Here is a 20,732-nt window from a genome sequence, read left to right on the forward strand (position 1 = left end):
ACTAAGAAACTTAAGCTCCGATAGCAACCACACCGCGCTGGATGGCATCCACCGCGCGCCGGGCATTGGCTTTGAGCTCATCGGTATAAGCGGTCTTTGCCACCTGCTGCAGCAAGTCAACTGCCTGACGGCAATGGCGAACAAAGTCACCAGGTGTTAGATCCGCACCGGATTCAGCGGCTGCGGACATGCAGTAGCCCAGCGGTGCGCCCGCTGCCCACTGATGAAGGGCCAGTGAGAATCCTGGCTCTGGCTGGCGTGTGAGCGGCAATTTGTGCAGCTGCTCATCTGCGGTCAGCTCAGTGTAGATGCGCAGGGTGGCGTTCATAGCCTCAGCCATGCGATCTGTCGCCGCTTCTGGTGAGCCTGAGGTCTCCTTGCGGTTCTCAAACGAACACATGGAAACAACGCCTGCCAGTTCAGCCGGATCCAGGTCATCCCACACACCGCGTTTGAGGCACTGGGCCACCAGAAGGTCGCACTCATTGTGAATCAAGGCCAAGCGCTGGCCTTCATCAGTAATGACCGGAGTGCGATCTTCGCCCAAGCCCTCAAACTCGACGTAGTCCATCTGCGCCAACAAGTCGACAATGCGCTCAAAAGTCTTGCCCAAAGTATCAGTTGCGCGCTCAACCGTGTTGGTCAGACGCTTCAAATCCCGCTCGCGGCGTGCCAGCTTCTGAGCCAGACCAGCAAGTTGCTCACGGTCTGTCGCCGGCCATTCGTGGACAGGATGCAGGCGGATAGCGTCACGCAGGACCCCAACCTGCGGGTTGGGGCGTGAACGGGGCTTCATCTTCATGCGCTTTGGGCGGTCAAAGTGCTGACGGCGGAATTGGTCCTGCACGAACTTGGCATTGCGGCGCGGACTCTTTTGCACCGAACGCGGGAGCTTCATGTGCCCAATGACAATCGGTGGGTTCTCAATGCCACTGGCATCAATACGCCCGGACCAACCGGTCTCCGTAGTAATCCACGGACGAGGATCGGTGGTTTGATTAGCCGGGGTAGCCACAACCGCCAGGGTTGGGTGCTTCTTCCCCGCCAGTGCAATAACATCACCGATTTGCAGCTTGCCCAAAATCTTGACTACTTCCTTGGAGCGCTCATGTGTCTTTGACTCGACGGACTTACGCTCTTCTTCAGTCAGTTCGCGGCGCAGATCGATGTAGTCGAGCAGCATATCCGCAGCGTCATCATCGTCCGGTGCCGGCGGTGCAAGCATCTCAATGAGCTGATTCAATTGCGCACGCAAATCCCTCACGCGGTGTTCTGCACGCTCGATCTCGCGCGTCTCTTCCACGACGGAGCCATCGGCCTGGAACTGCGCGAAAGACTTCTCCAGCAAACGCAACGATTCTTGGTAGCCCAGCATGCCGAGCAAGTTGATGGCCATGTTGTAGCCCGGCTCGAAGGTTGAAATCAAAGGATAGGTACGCGTTGAAGCAAGGCCTGCAACTTGACGTGGGTCCATCGCTGGCGCCCACATGACCACTGCATTACCAATGGTGTCGATGCCACGACGGCCTGCGCGGCCGGTGAGCTGTGTGTACTGTCCCGGCGTGAGGTCTACATGAGCTTCGCCGTTGAACTTGATGAGTTTTTCCAGCACGATGGTGCGCGCCGGCATGTTGATTCCTAGCGCCAAAGTCTCAGTGGCGAATACTGCACGAACTAAGCCCTTGACAAAGAGGTCTTCCACAATGTGGCGAAACGCCGGCAGCATGCCCGCGTGGTGTGCTGCGAATCCGCGTGACAGCGCTTGGCGCCATTGCCGAAAGTTAAGAACCTGCAAGTCTTCTTCCGGGATTCCTTCTACGCCGGCATCAACGATTGCCTTGATTTCCTCGGCTTCTTCAGGCGTGGTCAACGACATACGCGAACGCAGGCATTGGTACAGCGCGCCTTCACAACCGGCACGGGAGAAGATAAAGGTAATTGCCGGGAGCATGTTTTGTCCCTGCAGAATCTGCAAAACCTCCGGACGACCTAGTGGGCGGTACCGATCCTGCGGGCGTGGCGCGCCTGAGCGACCGCCATGGCCGTGTCCTCGACCATCTTTGTCATCACGGCCGTCGCGACCGTCTCTTCCCTGCTGACGAGCACGAGCACGAAAGCCTTTGCCCGCCTTGTAGTCATCGCGACCTTCTTCACTGGAACCCGATTCCAAACGCGCGATACGTCGCGCCAATTCAGAATTGACCTGGCCACCGGAGCCCGGTTCAAACATCGGGAAAATCTTGCGGCCAAGCAGCATCCACTGATCCAATGGGACCGGGCGGTGTTCTGAAACAATGATCCTGGTATCTCCACGAACCGTGGACAACCAGTCACCGAATTCCTCCGAGTTGGACACGGTTGCTGACAAGCCAATAATCGAAACCGATTCATCCAGGTTGAGGATGACCTCTTCCCACACAGCACCACGAGAAGCATCTGCAAGGAAGTGGATCTCATCCATCACCACGTGGGTTAGTCGATGCAGCGCAGTCGAGTCTGCGTAAATCATGTTGCGCAGGACTTCAGTGGTCATCACGACGATTTCTGCGTTGCCGTTGATGGAAACGTCACCGGTCAAAAGCCCAACTGCCCGCTCACCGTGCTCGGCAACAAGGTCATGGTACTTCTGGTTGCTTAGTGCCTTAATCGGTGTGGTGTAAAAGCACTTTGTGCCTTGTGAGAGCGCGAGGGACACAGCAAACTCGCCGACGATGGTCTTACCTGCACCGGTTGGTGCGCAGACAAGGACGCCGTGGCCTTCTTCTACAGCCTCGCAGCCCGCAACCTGGAAGTCATCCAGGGGATGTGACAATGATGCTCGGAATTCCTCAAGATGCGGGTGATTCATAGTTGCCAACACTACCCGCTACCAGCAGGTAGTGCGAACGAGAAAGCTCCATGTCCACGAAGGAGAACATGGAGCTTAAATCAACTATTAAAGGACATCATCAAATGGATTCGCACCATTGGAAGGTCGGTTTTGTTGACCCTGACCAGGATGGGTGGTGACGCCATTTCCCTGGCTATGGTTTGGGCCATAGCCTTGCGGATTCTGTGGCGGTTGAGCACCAAAGTTGTGCTGGGCTGGTGGCTGCTGCTGGTAGGAGAATCCATTGTTGATCGGAGCAGCCGGCTCGATTGGACCGGCCGGTGCAACCCCGCCTTCCGCACCAATAGCTGAAGCAGGACCAATAGGGCCGGATGACTCTTCATCATCGAGCTCCAACCATTCTGGACGCTCTCGGCCACGGCGTTTGTCGTTGTAACGGCAGAACTGGAACGCTAGCTCCACCAGAACAGCGATGGCGCTAGCCAGAATCACCATGGAGATTGGGTCACCGCCAGGAGTCATGAAGGCTGCGAAAATCATAATGCCGACGATGATGATGCGACGCTTGTCTTTAACATGGCGGTATTCGAGGATTCCGACGATATTGAGCATCACCAGAATGAGCGGGACCTCAAAGCTGACGCCAAAGATAACGAGCAATGCCAGCAGGAAGTTGTAGTATTCATTACCGGTCAGCGCGGTGATCTGGAACTCATCACCCATGCTGATGAGGAACTCAAGACCGAAGGCAACGATGTAGTAAGCAAGCAGTGCGCCCGCTACAAACAAGGTCACCGCGAGCGTTACGAATACGACGGTGCCGCGCTTTTCATTCTTGTGCAGACCAGGAGTGATGTAGCCCCAGATTTGGTACAGCCAGATTGGCGATGACAGAACGACGCCGGCAAGTGCACCAACCTTCAACCGCAGAATGAACATCTCAAATGGCTGCGTTGCCAGCAAGCGGCACTCACCATCTTGCGTGAATACAGCGCGCTGCTCTTCTGGCAAAGCACAATATGGACCACGGAGAATCTCACCCAACGGCGCTAAGCCGAACGGTGAAGACTGATACCAAATGAAGCCAAGAATTGTTCCGACGACGAGTGCCGCCAAGGAAACAATAATGCGCTGTCGAAGCTCTTGCAGGTGCTCAACCAGGGTCATTTCACCCGTGGTGTTAGCCTTCTTTGCCTGGCGCTTAGCTTGCGACTGCTTCAGGCGGTTAAGTGCTCCGCGCTTTTTGGCCTTCGCTGGTGAGTTGGGCCCAGCGTTGTATGCGACGCTGCCCGAACTCTGTGGTGGCATGCCGTTGGCCATGATCTATTTATCCCCTACCCAAACTTGAACCACCTGGGCGGGAACCATCTGAATAATCTTGTCTAGATTCAGTTCCCACAATGGTGGATGATTTAAAGCCGGTACTTATTGCTGCGGCTGCTGAGGGTAGTTATTGCCCTGCTGGTTGTTACCAGGCTCGTAGTTACCGGCGTTGTAGTTGCCCTGATCTGGCTGCTGACCTGGGTAGTTCTGCTGGCCTGGCTGCTGTGGCCAGTTTTGCTGTGGCGGCTGCTGCATGCCCTGCTGAGGATCTACCCAGTTCTGCTGCTGTGGGTTAGCCTGCGGATTGCTCTGCTGAGGGTAGCCACCCTGGTTCTGGCCCCAGTTTTGCTGCTGCTGAGGGTAACCCTGTTGCGGGTTGCCATTCTGAGGAGCGTTCTGCTGTGGATTCTGGCGCGGCTGCATGTTGGGATCCTGCCAGAACTGATCGTTGTCATCGCCCTGAGTTAACTCAGCCTGAGGCTTGGAGTCCTCACGAGCCTTGGACTCATTGGTCATCTCAGTGACCTCGGACTTGAAGATACGCATGGAGCGACCAACAGAGCGTGCCAGATCCGGCAGCTTTCGGGCTCCGAACAGCAATACGATCACCACGATGATGAGGATGATTTCTACGGCACCTAGACCAGGCATGAACTAACTCCAAAGATTGGGCGCGTACCTACATTTTCAGGCACCCGCAGCCTTTTACTTACTTTCCAGTCGAGTATAACGAGCAATGGCCTGATTAGCGGTGTCCAAAATGGAGCTTCTAATATTTTCAGGGCTAATCACCTGGATTCTGTCAGCATTGCTCAGTGCGAAGCGAACGAACCAGGAATCTCTTCCAATTGGCATAGAACCCTCAATCCAGCCATTACGCGCGGTTTCAGACAAAGTGATGTCGTGATAATCCGCCATCCAGCTCGCAGATTCATGCAGAAATAGCGTTGCTCTTTGACTTGAGCTAAACCCAAATGGATCTGTGGGATCAATCTCAACCACTGCCGACTTGGGGGTGGCGTATTCTTCCAAGACCTCTACCCCGCGCATGCGGTCCAGCCGGAAGGTGCGGTGAGCATCTCGATCCTCGGCCCAGGCGCTGAGATAAAGCTCGGAATCGGCGAGGAAAACTCGAACCGGGTCAACGGTTCGGGTGGAAGACTCATTGGTGCCCGGCGACCAATAATCGAAGCGCACCTTCTTATTCGTGTTCACCGCCGTGGCAAGCGCGGCCTGAATCTTCGATTCTTCCGGTGGCGTGGTGGCTAGTGAGTCATAGATTCCCTCGGTCTTGGTATCCATGATGCCGCGAATCTTGTTCGCAGCGGACTGGACTGCCTGAGGATCAATCAGCCCGGGCATTGACTCCAGCGATTCAAGCGCTAACAACAGCGCACTCGCCTCTGTTGGAGTTAGGCGCAGTGCCTTATCCATTCCTTGGCTATCAATGATGTTGACCTTGCGGAAATCCCACGACAAGTCGATGAGATCCTCAGTATTTTGGGTAGCACCCGAGACGAACAGCGTATTGAGCGCTGCTGCTAGTTCTTCATGCGTCATGTCCAAATCAGTCGCGGCTTCCATCATGGACTTATTTGGATGGCGGCGGAAATATGGAATCACGTTGGCAATCCGAACCAAACGGTGAATGCGCGGGCCCATGGTGGAGACATTATGTGCGGAATTCTGCGCTGGCTCTTCGGCGACCTCATCGTGACGCCACTTAGTCAACTCGCCGGACAGATCCACCAGGTCTTCATCTAATGCCTTTTCGGCCAGCTCAACAATTTGCGTGCGAATCTCATCGGGCTCTAAAACTTCAGCGGAGTCGGCGTAGGACAAAGCCGTGCGCACCAGCCAATCCATTGAAGCCTTTTCAAAGAAGAAGGTTCCATCGCCATTGTCCTGGGCCTCTTCAATGAGCTCATAAGCTTTATCTGCATCCACGCGCAGCGTCGCTGCGGTCTGGCTGCGCAGCAAAGCGTCATTGACCAGTGTTTGCAAAGACTCTTGCACTGGTGGATGCGTTGCTTTCTCGTCACGCGCCTTGACCGATGCCACGCGCAATATGCGAAATACTCGGGGCGCACCCTTGCCCACATCGAAGCCCACCAGATATACGCGGTTGTGGTGCGTGACCAATCCCCACGGATCCATGAGACGGCGTTCCGCCGGCACGCCTGGCTGACGCTTGTACTCAAAAGACATCCGCAGACCATTGCGAATAATGGTGTTGATATCGCGAATGACGACGGGCTGCACCAGCGTCATATCGGAGACTGCTGTGTGAACAGGAATCACCTGCTTGGAACGCGTTGCGCCAGAAGCAGCAAGCTTGGTCCAGCCTGACTGCGAGAAGTCTCCAAGACCACCGGTGTTTCCAAAGCCTGCGGCCACACTCAACGCCATGACTTCTTCCGGTGTGAACTCCATATCCGGAAGCGCATACTGCTCAAGCAAAAGCTGGTAGTGCGTGTGGCCTGAGGCATCACGCGAGTGCGAAATTGGAATACCCGCGTGACGCAACACCTGAATATCGCGGCGTAGCGCCTTATCAAATGCCTCGTCCGACTTGTCCTTGTAGTCGTGCACGCTTTTGCGGATCCACTCCGAAGTGCGGGAAGCATTTCCACCGCTGTTTGCAGCACCGAGTAAAGCAAGGTACAAGCTGATGTGCCGGCCTAGTGCGACATATTCTTGTCCGGCATTGCCTTTTATCGGCTTATCAGCTGACCCAATTCCCATTCTGCGTGACCTTTCGGCTCGTTAATGTCAATGCCACTAACTATTTATCGCGATTATGTTCCATGATGTAGTCTATCAACCCAGCTAGGCGTTCATCTTCGGAAATGAAAGGATCTGAAAACTCTTCCATATTCGGCTCGGGGCGATTGACTTTTAGTCTGGTCCAATCCACGGTGAAATCGGCACCGTACTTGCGGGCCTGACTGAGGAATTCTCCGCGCAGTTTTGCGCGGGTGGTTTGTGGAGCAACATCGATGCTGTCCGCAATGGATTCATCAGTGGTCCACCGGGAGATGAGTCCCTTGCGCATCAATACATTATAAAGTCCCCGACCAGGACGGATATCGTGATAGGTCAAGTCGATCTGAGCAAGCTTGGGATGTGCCCAGTCAGAGTCCAATCGGTCGCGGTACTTCTCCAGCAAGTCGCGTTTAATAACCCAATCAATCTCCGTGCTAACTGAAGAGAAATCCTGGGTCCGAATGGCTTCCAAGGTGCGCTTCCACAAGTCAATGACTCGTGCGAGCTCAACCGTTGGAGTGCCCTCATCTGGGCGGTGCTCCAGCCACTTCTCAGCGCGCTCACACAGCACCTGCTGGATTTCTAACGCAGTCATTGTGGAGCCAGAATCAGCATCACTGACGAGCTTGATTGGCGTCTGACCAGTTAGATCCGTGGAGATGTCGCGGATATGCGCGATCGGATCTTCGACTTCGAGATTTGGGAGATCAAACTCGGCCTCTATCATCTCCAACATGAGCTGGGTGGACCCCACCTTGAGTGCAAAGGTTGGCTCCGCCATGTTGGAGTCACCAACGATGACATGCATGCGTCTAAAACGCGAGGAATCACCATGCGGTTCATCACGGGTATTAATGATGGGCCGTGAGCGAGTGGTTGCAGAAGACACTCCCTCCCACACCTGATCCGCGCGCTGAGAGAGCACGAAACGTGCTGGTGAATTCGCCTTTTGTGGCGCCACCATGCCAGCGCCGCAAATCAGTTGGCGGGTAATCATAAATGGCATCAGCTTGCGGGAAATATCCCGCAGCACCATGTGCCTCGAAATCAGATAGTTCTCATGGCAACCATAGGAATTGCCCTGGCTATCAACGTTGTTCTTAAACAGAATCAGAGACTTGGCCAACCCCATATCCTGCAGGGTTTTCTCAGCACCAACCGCGAGCTCATTAACAATGGCATCACCCGCACGCTCATAATTGAGCAACTGCGTCAGGCTGTCACACTCCCCTGTCGCAACCTCGGGGTGAGAACCCACATCAAGATAAAGACGCGACGCGTTCTCGGTGAAAATGTTCGTCGCTTGGTGTTTGTCCACAACAGGGCGGAAAAGTTCTCGCGCGACCTCATCAGGGGTGAGCCGACGCTGGCTTGGCTCAGATACAGCGGTGATGCCATATTCGGTTTCTATGCCCATGATGCGACGGGCATAGACCGGCGATTGTGGTCTCTGAAAATTCATGAGGTCTTACTGGCCGCCCTTTTGGACGTAGGACTTCACAAACTCCTCTGCATTGGACTCCAACAAACCGTCGATCTCATCCAGCAAGTCATCTGTACCAGTGGTGTTAATTTGCACCTGGCCGGAAGCCTGAGCGTCATCATCGCCCGCATTATCCCCTGAGCCGGAGCCATGGACCTGTGATTGCTTATTAGACATAATTTTCTCCTTAACTCATGCTCTTAATGTCGTACTCTAATTGCTTTACTGGTGCGCTGTATACCGATTCCCTGCTCTTCTAGGCCCTTGATTAACGTGGCCACAGAGCTGGCGGAATCAATGAGCTCCCCGACGGCTGACTGTGTAAAGCCTTCCACGTCATCAATGCGAACGTGGGCTAGGTGCGCTGTAGTATCAACGCCCTTGGTGATTTGATGTTCCCGCAAAGAAACCATCTGCCAGTTCGTGGCTATCACATCTTGCCCAAATTTCTCTGTCACGCGACCACGGAAATATGCACGGGAATCCGCCGGCGGCGTGATGGCTGCAGCATCAATGTCTTCCTGGCTGACCAACGTGCGCATCTGCCCCTTGCGAATCAGCGCGTGATACAGCGACTTGGCGGGATCGATGTCTGTGTATTGAAGATCAATCAAGGCTAGCTTCGGATTATCAAGGGCCGCACCGCGGTCAATAAAGCCCTTGATCAGGCGATATTTTGCCACCCAATCCAACAGATGTGCTGCGGACAAGGGATCATCGGCAAGCAATGCGACAACCTCGTCCCACGCATCCATCACCTTGGTGTCGGCCTCTGAAGCTGCTGTGATGCGCTCGCGGTAGATGGCAAGGACCTCTAGTGCAGTTAACTTTCGGCCATCTTTAAGCTGAACCTGATGGCTAAGACTAAGGTCACGGCTAATATTCTTAATCTCTTGGATAGGGTTGGTAAGCTTCAGATCGCTGAAGTCAACGCCTCGCTCAATAGCATCCAACACCATGGAAGTCATACCCAGCTTGAGCAGATTGGAAGTCTGCGACATATTCGCATCACCGACGATGACATGCAACCTTCCCCACTTATCTGCATCCGCATGCGGCTCATCGCGAGTATTGATAATGCCGCGGTTCAGCGTGGTCTCCAGCGTGATTTCTTGCTCCATGTAGTCCGCACGCTGCGAAATCTGGAAACCTGGCGTGGAACCATCCTGATCCAGGCCCACGCGACCGGCACCGGTGACCACAATGCGGCACACGAAAAATGGAATGAGAGCCTGTGCAAGCACCTCAAAGTCCGTGTCCCGGGAATACTGATAGTTCTCATGGGAGCCATAGGAAGCGCCCTTGCCGTCAACGTTGTTTTTGTACAACTTCAACGGCGGGCACGGCTCATTATTGGCCAGGACTGACTTGCCTTGCTCAGTCAAACCTGCCACTGCTGCGGCTGCATCCAGCATGACTTTATCGCCGGCCGCGTCATAGACCATGGCGTCCCATGCATTAGAGCACTCCGGGGAGGAATACTCCGGGTGCGCGTGGTCAACATAGAAACGTGCGCCCGCCGGGGTGACCACATTGGCAACACCGATAGCGTTGGGATCCACCACGGGCGCGGTGCTGTAGCGTTTGAGATCAAACCCACGCATATCGCGCAGCGGATGCTCCTCAGTAAAATCCCAGCGTGAACGCGCCTTGGTGAACATCGCGGCATAAGCGACCACGGCGTGGGTGGACGTAATAATGGGTGAAAGCTCAGGCCACTCCGGGGTGGAAATGCCGTATTCGGTCTCAGTGCCTAGGAAACGTGCCATGAGGGGCTCCTAAAGCCTAGAAATTCAATGCGATCAATGTGCTGGCCTTGATTCAGCGTTCCGCCCGAACCACCGTCAATGGTCTTGACCCATTCTTCAGCATTGGTAGACGTTGGCAGATGTTCACTTTCTGCTTGCTCCGCGGCAATAGCCAGAGACAGGTGCGAGCGGTTAATGCCCTTAGGAGTTTCTGGATTCTGCAGTGAGTCCTTGATGGCCAGTTTCTTTGCGCGGGCCATGATGTTGGCAATCATCGCGCCGGATACGAAGTCGCGGTAGTGCAGCAAACGATCTGAGCCATCATCAAAGTGGACGCGGACAAAGGGACGCTCACCGAAGAGCTCATCTGTTGCGAACTCGATGAGATCCTGGCGCTTGCCCTGGTGTGGGATATCTTCTGGGAAGTGCGAGTCAAAGATATCCTTTGCCCCCTGCTTGTTGGGGCGGTTGACGCGCACCTTGATGTCCAGGCGCCCTGGGCGCATAATCGCCGGGTCAATGAGCTCATCACGGTTAGTGGCGCCGATGATGATGACGTTGTCTAGCTTTTCCACGCCATCAAGCTCAGTCAACAGCTGTGGCACCACGGTGGTTTCCATATCGGAAGAAACGCCAGAACCACGCGTACGGAAGATCGATTCCATCTCATCGAAGAAGATAATGACTGGACGGTTCGGGGAAATGGCCGCGAGCTCACGTGCACGCTCAAAAATCAGACGGATGCGGCGCTCAGTCTCACCAACATACTTGTTCAGCAGCTCTGGGCCTTTGACGTTGAGGAAGTAAGAGGAGCTGTCCTCCCCCATTTGCTGCGCCAAGGAATTAGCCACGGCCTTAGCAATCAAAGTCTTGCCGCAGCCCGGAGGGCCATAGAGCAGGACACCTTTGGGCGGGCTCAGCGCATAATCACGGTAGAGCTCCGGGTGCAGGAACGGCAGTTCCACCGAGTCCCGGATCTGCGAGATCTGGGCATCGAGGCCGCCAATATCTTCAAAGGTAACATTGGGCACTTCTTCGAGCTGCAGCTGTGAGACTTCCGTCTTGTGCACATGCTCCAAGATGATGCCCGCGCGGGTATCTAGCAAAACGCTATCGCCGGAGCGCACGCTATCCCGCAGGCGTTCAGCGATGATCGCGATGGATTCTTCATTGTTTCCGCCCAGAACCACAGCACGATCTGTGCCAATACGTTCTGTAATGGTGGCAAGCCCGCCATCACGTGGAAAACCGCAGCCTTCCACCACAACGACGCCCTCACCCAGGCGCACCAATTGGCCGACTTCTAAGGAACCCGGCTCAATCTGCGGCGAAATTTTCAACCGCATGGGCCGGTTATTGGTATAAACCTCTGCATCACGACGCGAGTCTTGCGGGCGCCCCGAATAACCTAAGAAGATGCCATAGGTCGATGCTGGTTCTGCTAAATCATTAACGTCAGCAGCTAGTTGCTGCAGTTTGTTCCGAGAATCCTGCAACAACGAGGCAAGTGAAGAATTGCGTTCAGCAAGCTTGCGCACCTGAACGCGCAACTCACTCGCGTTATGCGCGTCTAAACTGTTGCCTTGTGCTCCGGTGGATTGTGACATGTGTCCACCTTAGCGCTTAAAGTAACGCTTGCGTTCTAAACCCACGGCTTAAACCTTAGGCAAAGCTTACCGAAGAGTATCCGCAGGTCAGTATATGTGACCTGGGCGACAATATACGGTGGGTGGGTACATTTAGGGGTGAGTAATTAACGCCGCGCCTTGCGCTTAACCACGGGCGGGGTGACGCCATCGGCCAGTCGGCGGGTCCAAATGAGGAAAGCCGTGTGCGCATTCATGCGGTGCTCAGGGCGCGTAGCAAGTCCCTCAACCTTCCACTCACGCACCAAAGACTCCCATGCGCGTGGTTCGGTGAAGCACTTGAGTTCACGGATACCTTCCATGACCTTCATCAGCTGTGGCACGGTTGCCACATAAGTCATGAATACGCCACCTGGGATGAGCAGGTCGCGCACGGTTTCCAGGTGTTCCCATGGCTCCAGCATGTCCAAGATGATGCGGTCTACTGGGCCGCCCAGGTCTTCCTTCTTCACATCCGCCAAATCACCCAGGCGTGGTGACCACCATTCAGGTTTGGTGCCGAAGTACTCTTCAACATTGTTCTCGGCGAACTCCAAGTGGTCCTCGCGGACCTCATAGGAAAAGACGTGGCCCTCTGAACCCACGGCACGCAGAAGGGTCATTGACAGCGCGCCCGAACCCGCGCCGGCTTCCAGCACGCGGGCGCCCATGAAAATATCGCCCTCGACCAGGATCTGCGCCGAGTCCTTTGGGTAGATCACGGCAGCGCCACGAGGCATGGACAGAACGTGGTCCACCATGAGGTGGCGGAACAAGAGGAAATCAGAACCCAAGGTGGATGTGACTACAGAGCCTTCATCCATGCCCACAATCTGGGAGTGCTCAATGATGCCGCGGTGCGAGTGAAACTTCACGCCCTCTTCCAGAACCAAGGTGTAGTGACGGCGCTTTGCATCCGTAAGCTGCACGCGGTCACCGTACTGAAATGGACCGGAATAAGGCATGTGTGTTTCTCCTCTTAAACCAACAAAGGTGGTCAATTATTGGGCTTGTTAACCCACCAAGTATGCCTCAAGAGCGTCGATCATCCATAGTTGGTCTTGAACGCCCACCAATTCACGCGCGGAGTGCATGGACATCAGAGGCACGCCGACGTCTACGGTGTCAATGCCCAGACGCGTAGCGGTGATCGGACCAATCGTGGAACCACATGGCACAGCGTTATTTCCCACAAAGCGCTGGAACGGCACGTTTGCCCGCTCACATGCGGATTCCCAGAGCTGAATGGAGGTGGCATCGGAAGCATAGCGTTGATTCGCGTTAATCTTAGTCACCGGGCCTTGACCAATAAGCGGATGATGTGTCGGGTCATGCTTGCCGGCATAGTTGGGGTGCACGCTGTGCGCCGCGTCCACTGAGATACAGGAAGACTGCGCGTACATCTGCCGGCGGCCCTCATCATCTTTGCCCAGGGCGGATGCCGTGCGCGTGAGAACATCTTCCAGAATTGGGCCGGCCGCACCATAGCGCGATGAAGAGCCCACTTCTTCATGGTCAAAAGCAGACATGACCAAAACGTCCCCACCGGAGTAATCGGCGGCGGCTGCGATCATCGCCTGCATGCTTGCCCACACGGAGGTTAAATTATCCATGCGTCCAGCAGCTAAGAACTTATGTCCTGCACCGAAGACTTCCCCGCGCTGCGAATCCACCGTGACCAGGTTAAAAGACGCAATGTCATAGGCTGAGACTTCCAGGATGTCAGCTAAAACCTGCGCAAAACTCACACCATCAGAGTCCAAAGCCATGATGGGCTGGACGTGAACCTGGCGGTCTGGTTCGAAGTTCTTCTCCCTGTGCAAGTGGATTGCCAAGTTAGGGATACGCACTAAAGCGCCGGTATCCACCAAACGACGCGTGCCATCTTTCAGAACCACTTGGCCAGCCAGCTTGAGCTCACGGTCAAACCAGGTGTGGATGATGGGTCCGCCATAGACTTCAACGGCCAACTGGGACCATCCGGTGTTGTGAAAATCTGGAGTTGGTTTAACCATAAAGCCAGGTGAATCCGTATGCGAGCCAATGATTCTGAAGCCCCCAGTGACATTTTCTGGCACAAACCATGCCATCACTGCCCCGCCGCGCACCATGACGTGTCCACCGGGATTAGTTGGCCACTGCGCGGTTTCATCCACGCGGTTGAAGCCGGCTTCTTCGAGGCGCCCAGCTACAGTTTCGGCAGCGTGATAAGAGCTGGGTGATTGAGCAATGAATTCAATAAAGTCTTCAATGGTATTTTCCATACCCTCCACTGTGCCACTTCTTTGACAGCGTTAAGCTTGAAACACCATGAATTCTCCCCATACTTCTATCTCTAGCTCGATCCAGAACCCAACCGGAGACCCTGCCGCGTCCACTCCGCAATCCGCAGCTGCAGGTCCCAACGCAGGCACAGGCCATGGCCGCAAGCGCCGGCCCATTGCCTTGTCGCCGTCGCGCGCCAGTGACTACAACCAATGCCCGCTGCTGTATCGTCTGCGCGCCATTGATCGCCTTCCAGAGCCTAAGACCATTGCGCAGGTCAAAGGTACTTTGGTGCACGCGGCATTGGAAAAGACGCATGAGCTTCCCCGTGAGGAGCGCACCTATCCACGCGCGGTGAAGTTCCTCAAACCGGAGTGGGAGGACATGTGTGCCAAGGACGATGAGCTCATTGAGCTGGTGCCACCTGAGCAGACCATGAGCTTTCTGGTTGAGGCGCGTGATCTGGTCAAGGGCTATTTCCAGATGGAAAACCCGCAGGGCTTTGATGCCAAGGCAGTAGAAATGTACGTGGACACGATCTTGCCCAACAACGTGCCAGTCCGCGGGTTCATTGACCGCGTGGATGAAGCCCCGACGGGTGAAGTGCGCGTAGTGGATTATAAGACCGGTAAGAAGCCCAAGCCGCGGTATTCGCATGACGCTCAGTTCCAGATGCGCTTTTATGCCTTGGTCTATTGGCGTCTGCACGGCGTTATTCCAGCGCAGCTTCGATTGATGTACTTGAAGGTCTTTGACTCCATGTTCCTCACACCTTCGCGCGAAGAACTGGAGTATTTTGAGCGCGACTTGGGTGACTTGTGGGCCAAGGTTGAGGGCGACGGCAAGCAGGGGATCTTCCGTCCGAAGAAGTCCAAGTTGTGCGGATGGTGCTCATTCCAGGATCTGTGCCCCGCTTTCGATGGCACCCCGCCGGAATATCCCGGGTGGCCAGGTTCGACCGCAGATTAGCTTGTCGATGCTCCCCTGGCCCGAAAACATACTCCCCATCCGCTAAGAATCCGAAACTTCGGTCCAACTGATGGGGAGCTTTGCTATGTAGCCGTCCAAGGTCTAGAACAAGTCTGACCCAGAACAATCAGGGATTAGAACAGCCCGGAAATCTGTCCGTTGCCATCAACGTCGATGTTGTTGGCAGATGGGACCTTTGGAAGACCAGGCATGGTCATGACATCACCGGTGAGCACCACGATGAACCCGGCACCGGTGCGAGGAATGATCTCGCGCACGTGCAGGGTGTGGCCTTCAGGAGCGCCCAATGCCGTCGGGTCATCGGAGAAAGAGTACTGCGTCTTGGAGATGACCACAGGCATGGTGTCCCAGCCGTTGTCCTTGATGTACTTCAAGTCCTTCAGCGCACGCTTGGAGTATTGGATATCCTCAGCGCGGTAAATTTCCTGCGCGATGGTCTTGATGGAGGCTTCAACACCTTCAGACGGATCATAAAGCTGCTTGGACTCGCCATCGAGACTATCCAGTAGCTTCTGCGCTAGTTTCTCAGCACCGGCACCGCCGTGCGCGAAGACCTCAGCCTCTTCATAAGCAACCTCGAAATCCTCAGCCCACTGACGCATGAACTCACGCTCAGCGTCGGTATCAGTGTGGAAGAGATTCAATGCCACAACTGGTTTGATCCCGAACTTGCGGATATTTTCCACGTGGCGCTCAAGATTAGAAATGCCCTTCTTTAGCGCATCGATGTTTTCGGTCTGAAGGTCTTCCTGCGCGACACCACCGTTGTACTTTTGGGAGCGGATGGTGGCCACTACTACAGCGCCATCGACGTTGAGCTCGCCGAAGCGTGCCTTGATGTCAACGAACTTCTCACCGCCCAAGTCAGAACCGAAGCCAGCTTCGGTCAGAGCGATATCACCAAGGTTAAGAGCAGCCTTGGTTGCCAACAACGTGTTGCAGCCATGCGCAATATTGGCGAAAGGACCACCGTGGACAAAGGCTGGCGCACCACCCAAAGTCTGAACCAGGTTTGGGTTGAGCGCATCGCGCATCAAGGCTGTGAGAGCACCCGCTGCTTTCAGATCATTTGCCGTTACCGGCTTATCATCGAAGGTGTAGCCCACTGTGATGGCGCCAAGGCGTCGCTTTAGGTTGTCCAAATCAGTGGAAAGACCCAGGATGGCCATGATCTCTGATGCAGCGGTAATGGTGAATCCAGTTTCAGCCACGGATCCATTCGCGGCACCGCCCAGGCCAGTGACCACATTGCGCAAAGAGCGATCATTGACGTCTAGACAACGTTGCCAGGTGACACGATTAGGGTTGATGCCCAAGGCATTTCCCTGGTGGATGTGGTTATCAATTAACGCAGCCAAAGTGTTGGTTGCAGCCGCAATCGCATGGAAATCACCAGTGAAGTGCAGATTGATTTCTTCCATCGGGACAATCTGCGCATAACCGCCGCCGGCAGCCCCGCCCTTGATGCCCATGACTGGGCCCTGGGAAGGTTCGCGGATAGCAACGATGGCACGCTTGCCCACGCGGTTCAACGCATCAGTCAGACCAATGAGAATGGTGGACTTTCCTTCACCAGCAGGAGTTGGGGAAACGCCGGTGACCAGAACCAGCTTTCCGGGATTCTTTGCATCTGGCAGTTTGGTGATATCAACCTTGGCTTTGGTGGTGCCATAAGGAATTAGTGCTTCAGAAGGAACGCCTGCGGTGTCGGCGATTTCAGCAATTGGCTTGAGCTTGTGAGCTTGTGCAATCTCAACATCACTTGGAATCTTAGTCATGTCCTCTATCGTACGCAGGGACTTTAAGCTCGTCTGGCATCTCACTGTGACTTTGATCTAGACCCAAGATCGCGAAAGTGCCCTCCCAAAAAGGAAGGGCACAGACCGAGGAAGAAGGTTCAACTCCCACTTAGCTCATATCGACGCTTTATTCGTCGATGTAGAGCTGACCGCGGAACTCTGGGTGCATCAGGTTCTGTACGGAGAGAACCTTGTCCAGGGTCTCCTCATCCATCAAGCCCTTATCTAGCACGAGGTCGCGAACGCCGCGGCCGGTTTCCAGGGATTCCTTCGCGATGAGGTCACCGTTGTGGTGGCCGATGAATGGGTTGAGGTAGGTAACAATACCGATGGAGTTAACCACGTAGTTGCGGCACACCTCTGGGTTAGCGGTGATGTCCACGATGCACTTCTCGCGCAGGGTGTCCACAGCGTTGCCCATGATACGGATGGACTGGAACAGTGCCTCACCGATGACTGGCTCCATGACGTTGAGCTGCAGCTGACCTGCCTCAGCAGCCATGGTTACTGTCTGGTCATTGCCGAAGACCTTGAAACAAACCTGGTTAACAACCTCAGGAATAACTGGGTTGACCTTACCTGGCATGATCGAAGAACCAGCCTGGCGTGGAGGAAGGTTGATTTCACCCAGACCAGCACGTGGACCGGAAGCCAGCAGGCGGAGATCGTTACAGATCTTCGACAGCTTCATGGCGGTGCGCTTGATTGAGGAGTGCAGCAGCACATAAGCGCCACAGTCAGAGGTTGCCTCGATAAGGTCACGCGCGGTCTTGATTTCCAGACCAGAGACCTCGCTCAGAGCGGCAACAACCTGGTGGCGGTAGCCAGCAGGGGTGTTAACGCCGGTACCGATAGCTGTTGCGCCGAGGTTTATCTCAAGGAGCATGCTCTGCGCGTTGCGCAGGATCGCCTGCTCTTCCTGAAGGTTATGCGCGAAAGCCTTGAACTCATCACCCAAGGTCATTGGGACAGCGTCCTGAAGCTGAGTACGGCCCATCTTCAAAATGTCCTGAAACTCATTGGCCTTAGCGGACAGAGAGTCTTGCAGCAGGTCAATGCGCTCGATGAGATTGTTCAGGGAAAAGTACAGGCCCAGACGGAAACCGGTTGGGTATGCGTCGTTGGTGGACTGAGACATGTTCACGTCATCGTTTGGGTTGATGACGTCGTAGCTGCCCTTTTCTTCGCCCAAGTACTCCAAAGCAAGGTTGGCAATAACCTCATTGGTGTTCATGTTGGTAGAAGTACCAGCGCCACCCTGGAATACATCCAGTGGGAACTGGTCCATGCAACGTCCTTCATTCAGAACCTGGTCACATGCCCAGACAATGGCCTCTGCCTTCTTCTTTGGCAAGGTGTGCAAACGACGGTTGGCCATAGCCGACGCCTTCTTCACCATCACCATGCCGCGAATAAATTCCGGGATGGAGTTAACGGTGACATACGAGATCTGGAAGTTATCCAGTGCACGCATCGTGTGAACGCCGTAGAAGGCATCCGCTGGGACATCAAGCTTGCCCAGCAAATCCTCTTCAGTACGGGTTTTCATGTTGGTCGTCTTAACAGCCTTCTTGGTGTCGACTGCTGGACCCTTCAATCCGGATGAGTTGGTGGTCGCCTTGTGGGCTGCCTTCTCCTGAGTCTCCTTGGTGTCAGCTGCCTGAGTGGTAGCTGCTTCGGAGGACTTACCCTGAGTGGACTCGTCCTTCTTGGAGGTTTTGGCCATGTTTGTTTCGCTCCTTGTTCGGATACGCGCTTGACCACGCAGCAAAAAGCCACGGTGATGTTCTCACCGTGTTTTCACTAGACGCAATCAAGCAAAACTGAAGTGTTCAGTCACAATCGTAACCCCGTTCACAAGGCGCACGAATGAAGTGGCTTTTAATACCCCTAAATGCGGGCAATCCGGAGCTCTGAAGCCAAGATTGCTTCGGCTCCTAATTTGGATAATTCGTCCATGAGCTGGTTCGCTTGCTTCTTCGGCACCATGGCTCGCGCCGCGACCCAATTTTCGCGTGCGAGCGGCGAAACCGTCGGACCGGTCAGACCCGGAGTGATGCTGGTTGCTGCATCCAGGTTGTCCGTGTGGATGTTGTAATCAATCATCAGGTAGTTGTAGGCGTTCAAGATGCCCTGAATGCGCTTGAGAACAACCTGCTCTTCCTCAGTGACATCCGTGTCGACGCGCTTGATAACCACAGCCTCAGAATCAATCAGTGGCTCACCAAAAGGTTCCAAACCTTGCTGGCGCAGCGTGTTACCAGTGGAAACAACGTCTGCAATGACGTCTGCGACACCAAGTTTGATGGAAATTTCCACGGCACCATCGAGTCGGATAACCTCTGCCTTCATGCCGCGCTCAGCTAGGTAGTCACGCACAACATTCGGGTAAGAGGTAGCAATGCGCTTGCCGTCGAGGTCTTCAACCTTCCAGCTTTGGCCCTTTGGTGCGGCGTAGCGGAAGGTTGAGGATCCAAAGCCCAGTGGAAGGAGTTCTTGAACCTTGACGCGGGAGTCTGCGGCGAGGTCGCGGCCAGTAATGCCGAGGTCGAGCAGGCCCTTAGCTACGTAAATGGCGATGTCTTTGGGGCGCAGGAAGAAAAACTCTACCCCGTTGGCCTCATCAACAATGTTCAAAGCCTTAGTCATGCCACGGGACCTGTAGCCGGCTTCGCTGAGAATTTTCACTGCCATCTCAGACAGCGAGCCCTTGTTCGGAACAGCAATCTTAATCATGGAAAGGTCCTTCGAATTTTATGTCGCTCATCCGCGGTGAACACACTTCAGCAAGTCCGCGAATGAGTGGTTTATTTACAGGTACTTGTAGATATCTTCCAGAGCGATGCCACGATGGTGCATCATCACCTGGGTCCAGTAAATAAGCTGCGACATTTCTTCGGCCAGTTCCTCATCGGACTGGTATTCCGACGCAATCCAGACTTCACCGGCTTCTTCAATGATTTTCTTGCCGATGAAATGGGCGCCCTTGTCTAATGCTTCAACCGTGCCAGAGCCCTCAGGGCGCTCGCTGGCCTTCTGTGCCAATTCATTAAACAAAGTCTCAAAGTTCTTCACGGTTACCTATTGTTCCATAGATAGTAATTTTCGCACGACATTGCCCGCGCTTCACCCCGAAATGCGGGCAAACCACGCGTAGACATCCTCAACCTTTGCGCCGTCCAGGTGCTTATTTCCGCTCAAATCCTTGATGTTGACCGCACCCTCAGGAATCTCCACCCCGTCGTGTTCTGGCAGCCCGATGACGTTGCATCCTGCCTTCAGCGCCGCGCGCATGCCGGTCGTGGAATCTTCAAACACCAAGGCATCAGACGGTGCTACACCGGCTCTGCGCGCTGCCTCAAGGTACATATCTGGCGCAGGTTTTCCTTCCGCCACTTCATCTCCACAGATGGTGTCAGTGAAAAAGTGCCGTCCAACGGTATCGATTGCGGAATCTGCCACGTGGCGGACGGTATTGGTGGTCACGAACATTGGCATTTCATCGCTTTTGAGCTGCGTGAGCAGATTCTGAATCCCTGGAAATACCTCGAGGCGCTCGGCGAACAGCTCGTGCGTCTTGTTGAAAGTCAGTGCCTGGTACTTCGGAAAATCCTCTTCTGTGAGTTCAACACCGGCGGCCTCAGCGCAGATCCGCAGTGTGTTCTCAAATGTTGAACCAACAGTCAGTTGGCGTTGTTCGGGGGTCAGGCGCTTGCCCAGAATCTCTGAAAGGAAGTAGGTAGCTTCCTCCCACAGTAACTCCGAGTTGGTCAAGGTGCCGTCCATATCCCAGAAAATGGCGAGAGGTTTCTTCATGAATTTAGTGCTAGTACTTTTCTTGTCGTAGGAAAATCCGGGCGTGTCTTGCGCACACCTTTAATCCCCGCCCACCCGAACAACACG

Annotated in this window: 16 protein-coding genes; 1 reads left to right on the top strand and 15 read right to left on the bottom strand. The window is 54.7% G+C overall.

All coding sequences use genetic code 11. The features are described 5' to 3' along the window. Positions 1–10: 10 nt before the first annotated feature. The 10 genes from CCASEI_RS07160 to CCASEI_RS07210 form a co-directional block, all read right to left on the bottom strand. The gene (locus CCASEI_RS07160; protein WP_006823683.1) at positions 11–2,848 is read right to left on the bottom strand and encodes a DEAD/DEAH box helicase; all 2,838 of its coding nucleotides are present in this window, start codon (positions 2,846–2,848) and stop codon (positions 11–13) included. 87 nt (positions 2,849–2,935) lie between these two features. Further along, the gene (gene tatC, locus CCASEI_RS07165; protein ID WP_006823684.1) at positions 2,936–4,150 is read right to left on the bottom strand and encodes a twin-arginine translocase subunit TatC; all 1,215 of its coding nucleotides are present in this window, start codon (positions 4,148–4,150) and stop codon (positions 2,936–2,938) included. Positions 4,151–4,255: 105 nt separating this feature from the next. Continuing rightward, positions 4,256–4,804, bottom strand: a complete 549-nt coding sequence (tatA, locus tag CCASEI_RS07170; RefSeq protein ID WP_025387541.1) for a Sec-independent protein translocase subunit TatA — start codon at positions 4,802–4,804, stop codon at positions 4,256–4,258. Positions 4,805–4,858: 54 nt separating this feature from the next. After that, positions 4,859–6,898, bottom strand: coding sequence for a WYL domain-containing protein (locus tag CCASEI_RS14735; protein ID WP_006823686.1), 2,040 nt, complete (start codon positions 6,896–6,898; stop codon positions 4,859–4,861). A 40-nt stretch (positions 6,899–6,938) separates the two neighbouring features. Then, on the bottom strand, positions 6,939–8,381 hold the full coding sequence (pafA, locus tag CCASEI_RS07185) for a Pup--protein ligase (protein WP_006823687.1): 1,443 nt from the start codon (positions 8,379–8,381) through the stop codon (positions 6,939–6,941). Between the two features lie 6 nt (positions 8,382–8,387). Beyond that, positions 8,388–8,579 (bottom strand): ubiquitin-like protein Pup, encoded by a 192-nt coding sequence (locus CCASEI_RS07190; RefSeq protein WP_006823688.1) that lies wholly within the window; start codon positions 8,577–8,579, stop codon positions 8,388–8,390. A gap of 23 nt (positions 8,580–8,602) precedes the next feature. Beyond that, positions 8,603–10,171, bottom strand: coding sequence for a depupylase/deamidase Dop (gene dop, locus CCASEI_RS07195; protein ID WP_006823689.1), 1,569 nt, complete (start codon positions 10,169–10,171; stop codon positions 8,603–8,605). Then, complete coding sequence (gene arc, locus CCASEI_RS07200) at positions 10,156–11,757, bottom strand: proteasome ATPase (protein WP_006823690.1); 1,602 nt, start codon at positions 11,755–11,757, stop codon at positions 10,156–10,158. Before arc ends, dop begins: the two co-directional genes overlap by 16 nt. Positions 11,758–11,903: 146 nt before the next feature. Continuing rightward, the gene (locus CCASEI_RS07205) at positions 11,904–12,740 is read right to left on the bottom strand and encodes a tRNA (adenine-N1)-methyltransferase (RefSeq protein WP_025387542.1); all 837 of its coding nucleotides are present in this window, start codon (positions 12,738–12,740) and stop codon (positions 11,904–11,906) included. A gap of 48 nt (positions 12,741–12,788) precedes the next feature. Further along, on the bottom strand, positions 12,789–14,039 hold the full coding sequence (locus tag CCASEI_RS07210) for a M18 family aminopeptidase (RefSeq protein ID WP_025387543.1): 1,251 nt from the start codon (positions 14,037–14,039) through the stop codon (positions 12,789–12,791). Positions 14,040–14,085: 46 nt separating this feature from the next. Between CCASEI_RS07210 and CCASEI_RS07215 the strand changes: the two genes are divergently transcribed. Next, positions 14,086–15,009, top strand: coding sequence for a RecB family exonuclease (locus CCASEI_RS07215; protein WP_225868382.1), 924 nt, complete (start codon positions 14,086–14,088; stop codon positions 15,007–15,009). A gap of 134 nt (positions 15,010–15,143) precedes the next feature. On the opposite strand, the gene CCASEI_RS07220 is transcribed toward CCASEI_RS07215, so the two are convergent. The 5 genes from CCASEI_RS07220 to CCASEI_RS07240 form a co-directional block, all read right to left on the bottom strand. Beyond that, positions 15,144–16,808 (bottom strand): formate--tetrahydrofolate ligase, encoded by a 1,665-nt coding sequence (locus CCASEI_RS07220; RefSeq protein WP_006823694.1) that lies wholly within the window; start codon positions 16,806–16,808, stop codon positions 15,144–15,146. Between the two features lie 148 nt (positions 16,809–16,956). Then, on the bottom strand, positions 16,957–18,555 hold the full coding sequence (gene aspA / locus CCASEI_RS07225; RefSeq protein ID WP_006823695.1) for an aspartate ammonia-lyase: 1,599 nt from the start codon (positions 18,553–18,555) through the stop codon (positions 16,957–16,959). 164 nt (positions 18,556–18,719) lie between these two features. Continuing rightward, a complete protein-coding gene (gene hisG / locus CCASEI_RS07230) occupies positions 18,720–19,565 on the bottom strand; it encodes an ATP phosphoribosyltransferase (RefSeq protein WP_025387545.1) in 846 nt (281 codons plus the stop codon). 75 nt (positions 19,566–19,640) lie between these two features. After that, positions 19,641–19,904 (bottom strand): phosphoribosyl-ATP diphosphatase, encoded by a 264-nt coding sequence (locus CCASEI_RS07235; protein WP_006823697.1) that lies wholly within the window; start codon positions 19,902–19,904, stop codon positions 19,641–19,643. 51 nt (positions 19,905–19,955) lie between these two features. Continuing rightward, on the bottom strand, positions 19,956–20,645 hold the full coding sequence (locus CCASEI_RS07240) for an HAD family hydrolase (protein ID WP_025387546.1): 690 nt from the start codon (positions 20,643–20,645) through the stop codon (positions 19,956–19,958). Positions 20,646–20,732: the final 87 nt, after the last annotated feature.

The organism is Corynebacterium casei LMG S-19264 (assembly GCF_000550785.1).
GTDB classification, from domain to species: Bacteria; Actinomycetota; Actinomycetes; order Mycobacteriales; family Mycobacteriaceae; genus Corynebacterium; species Corynebacterium casei.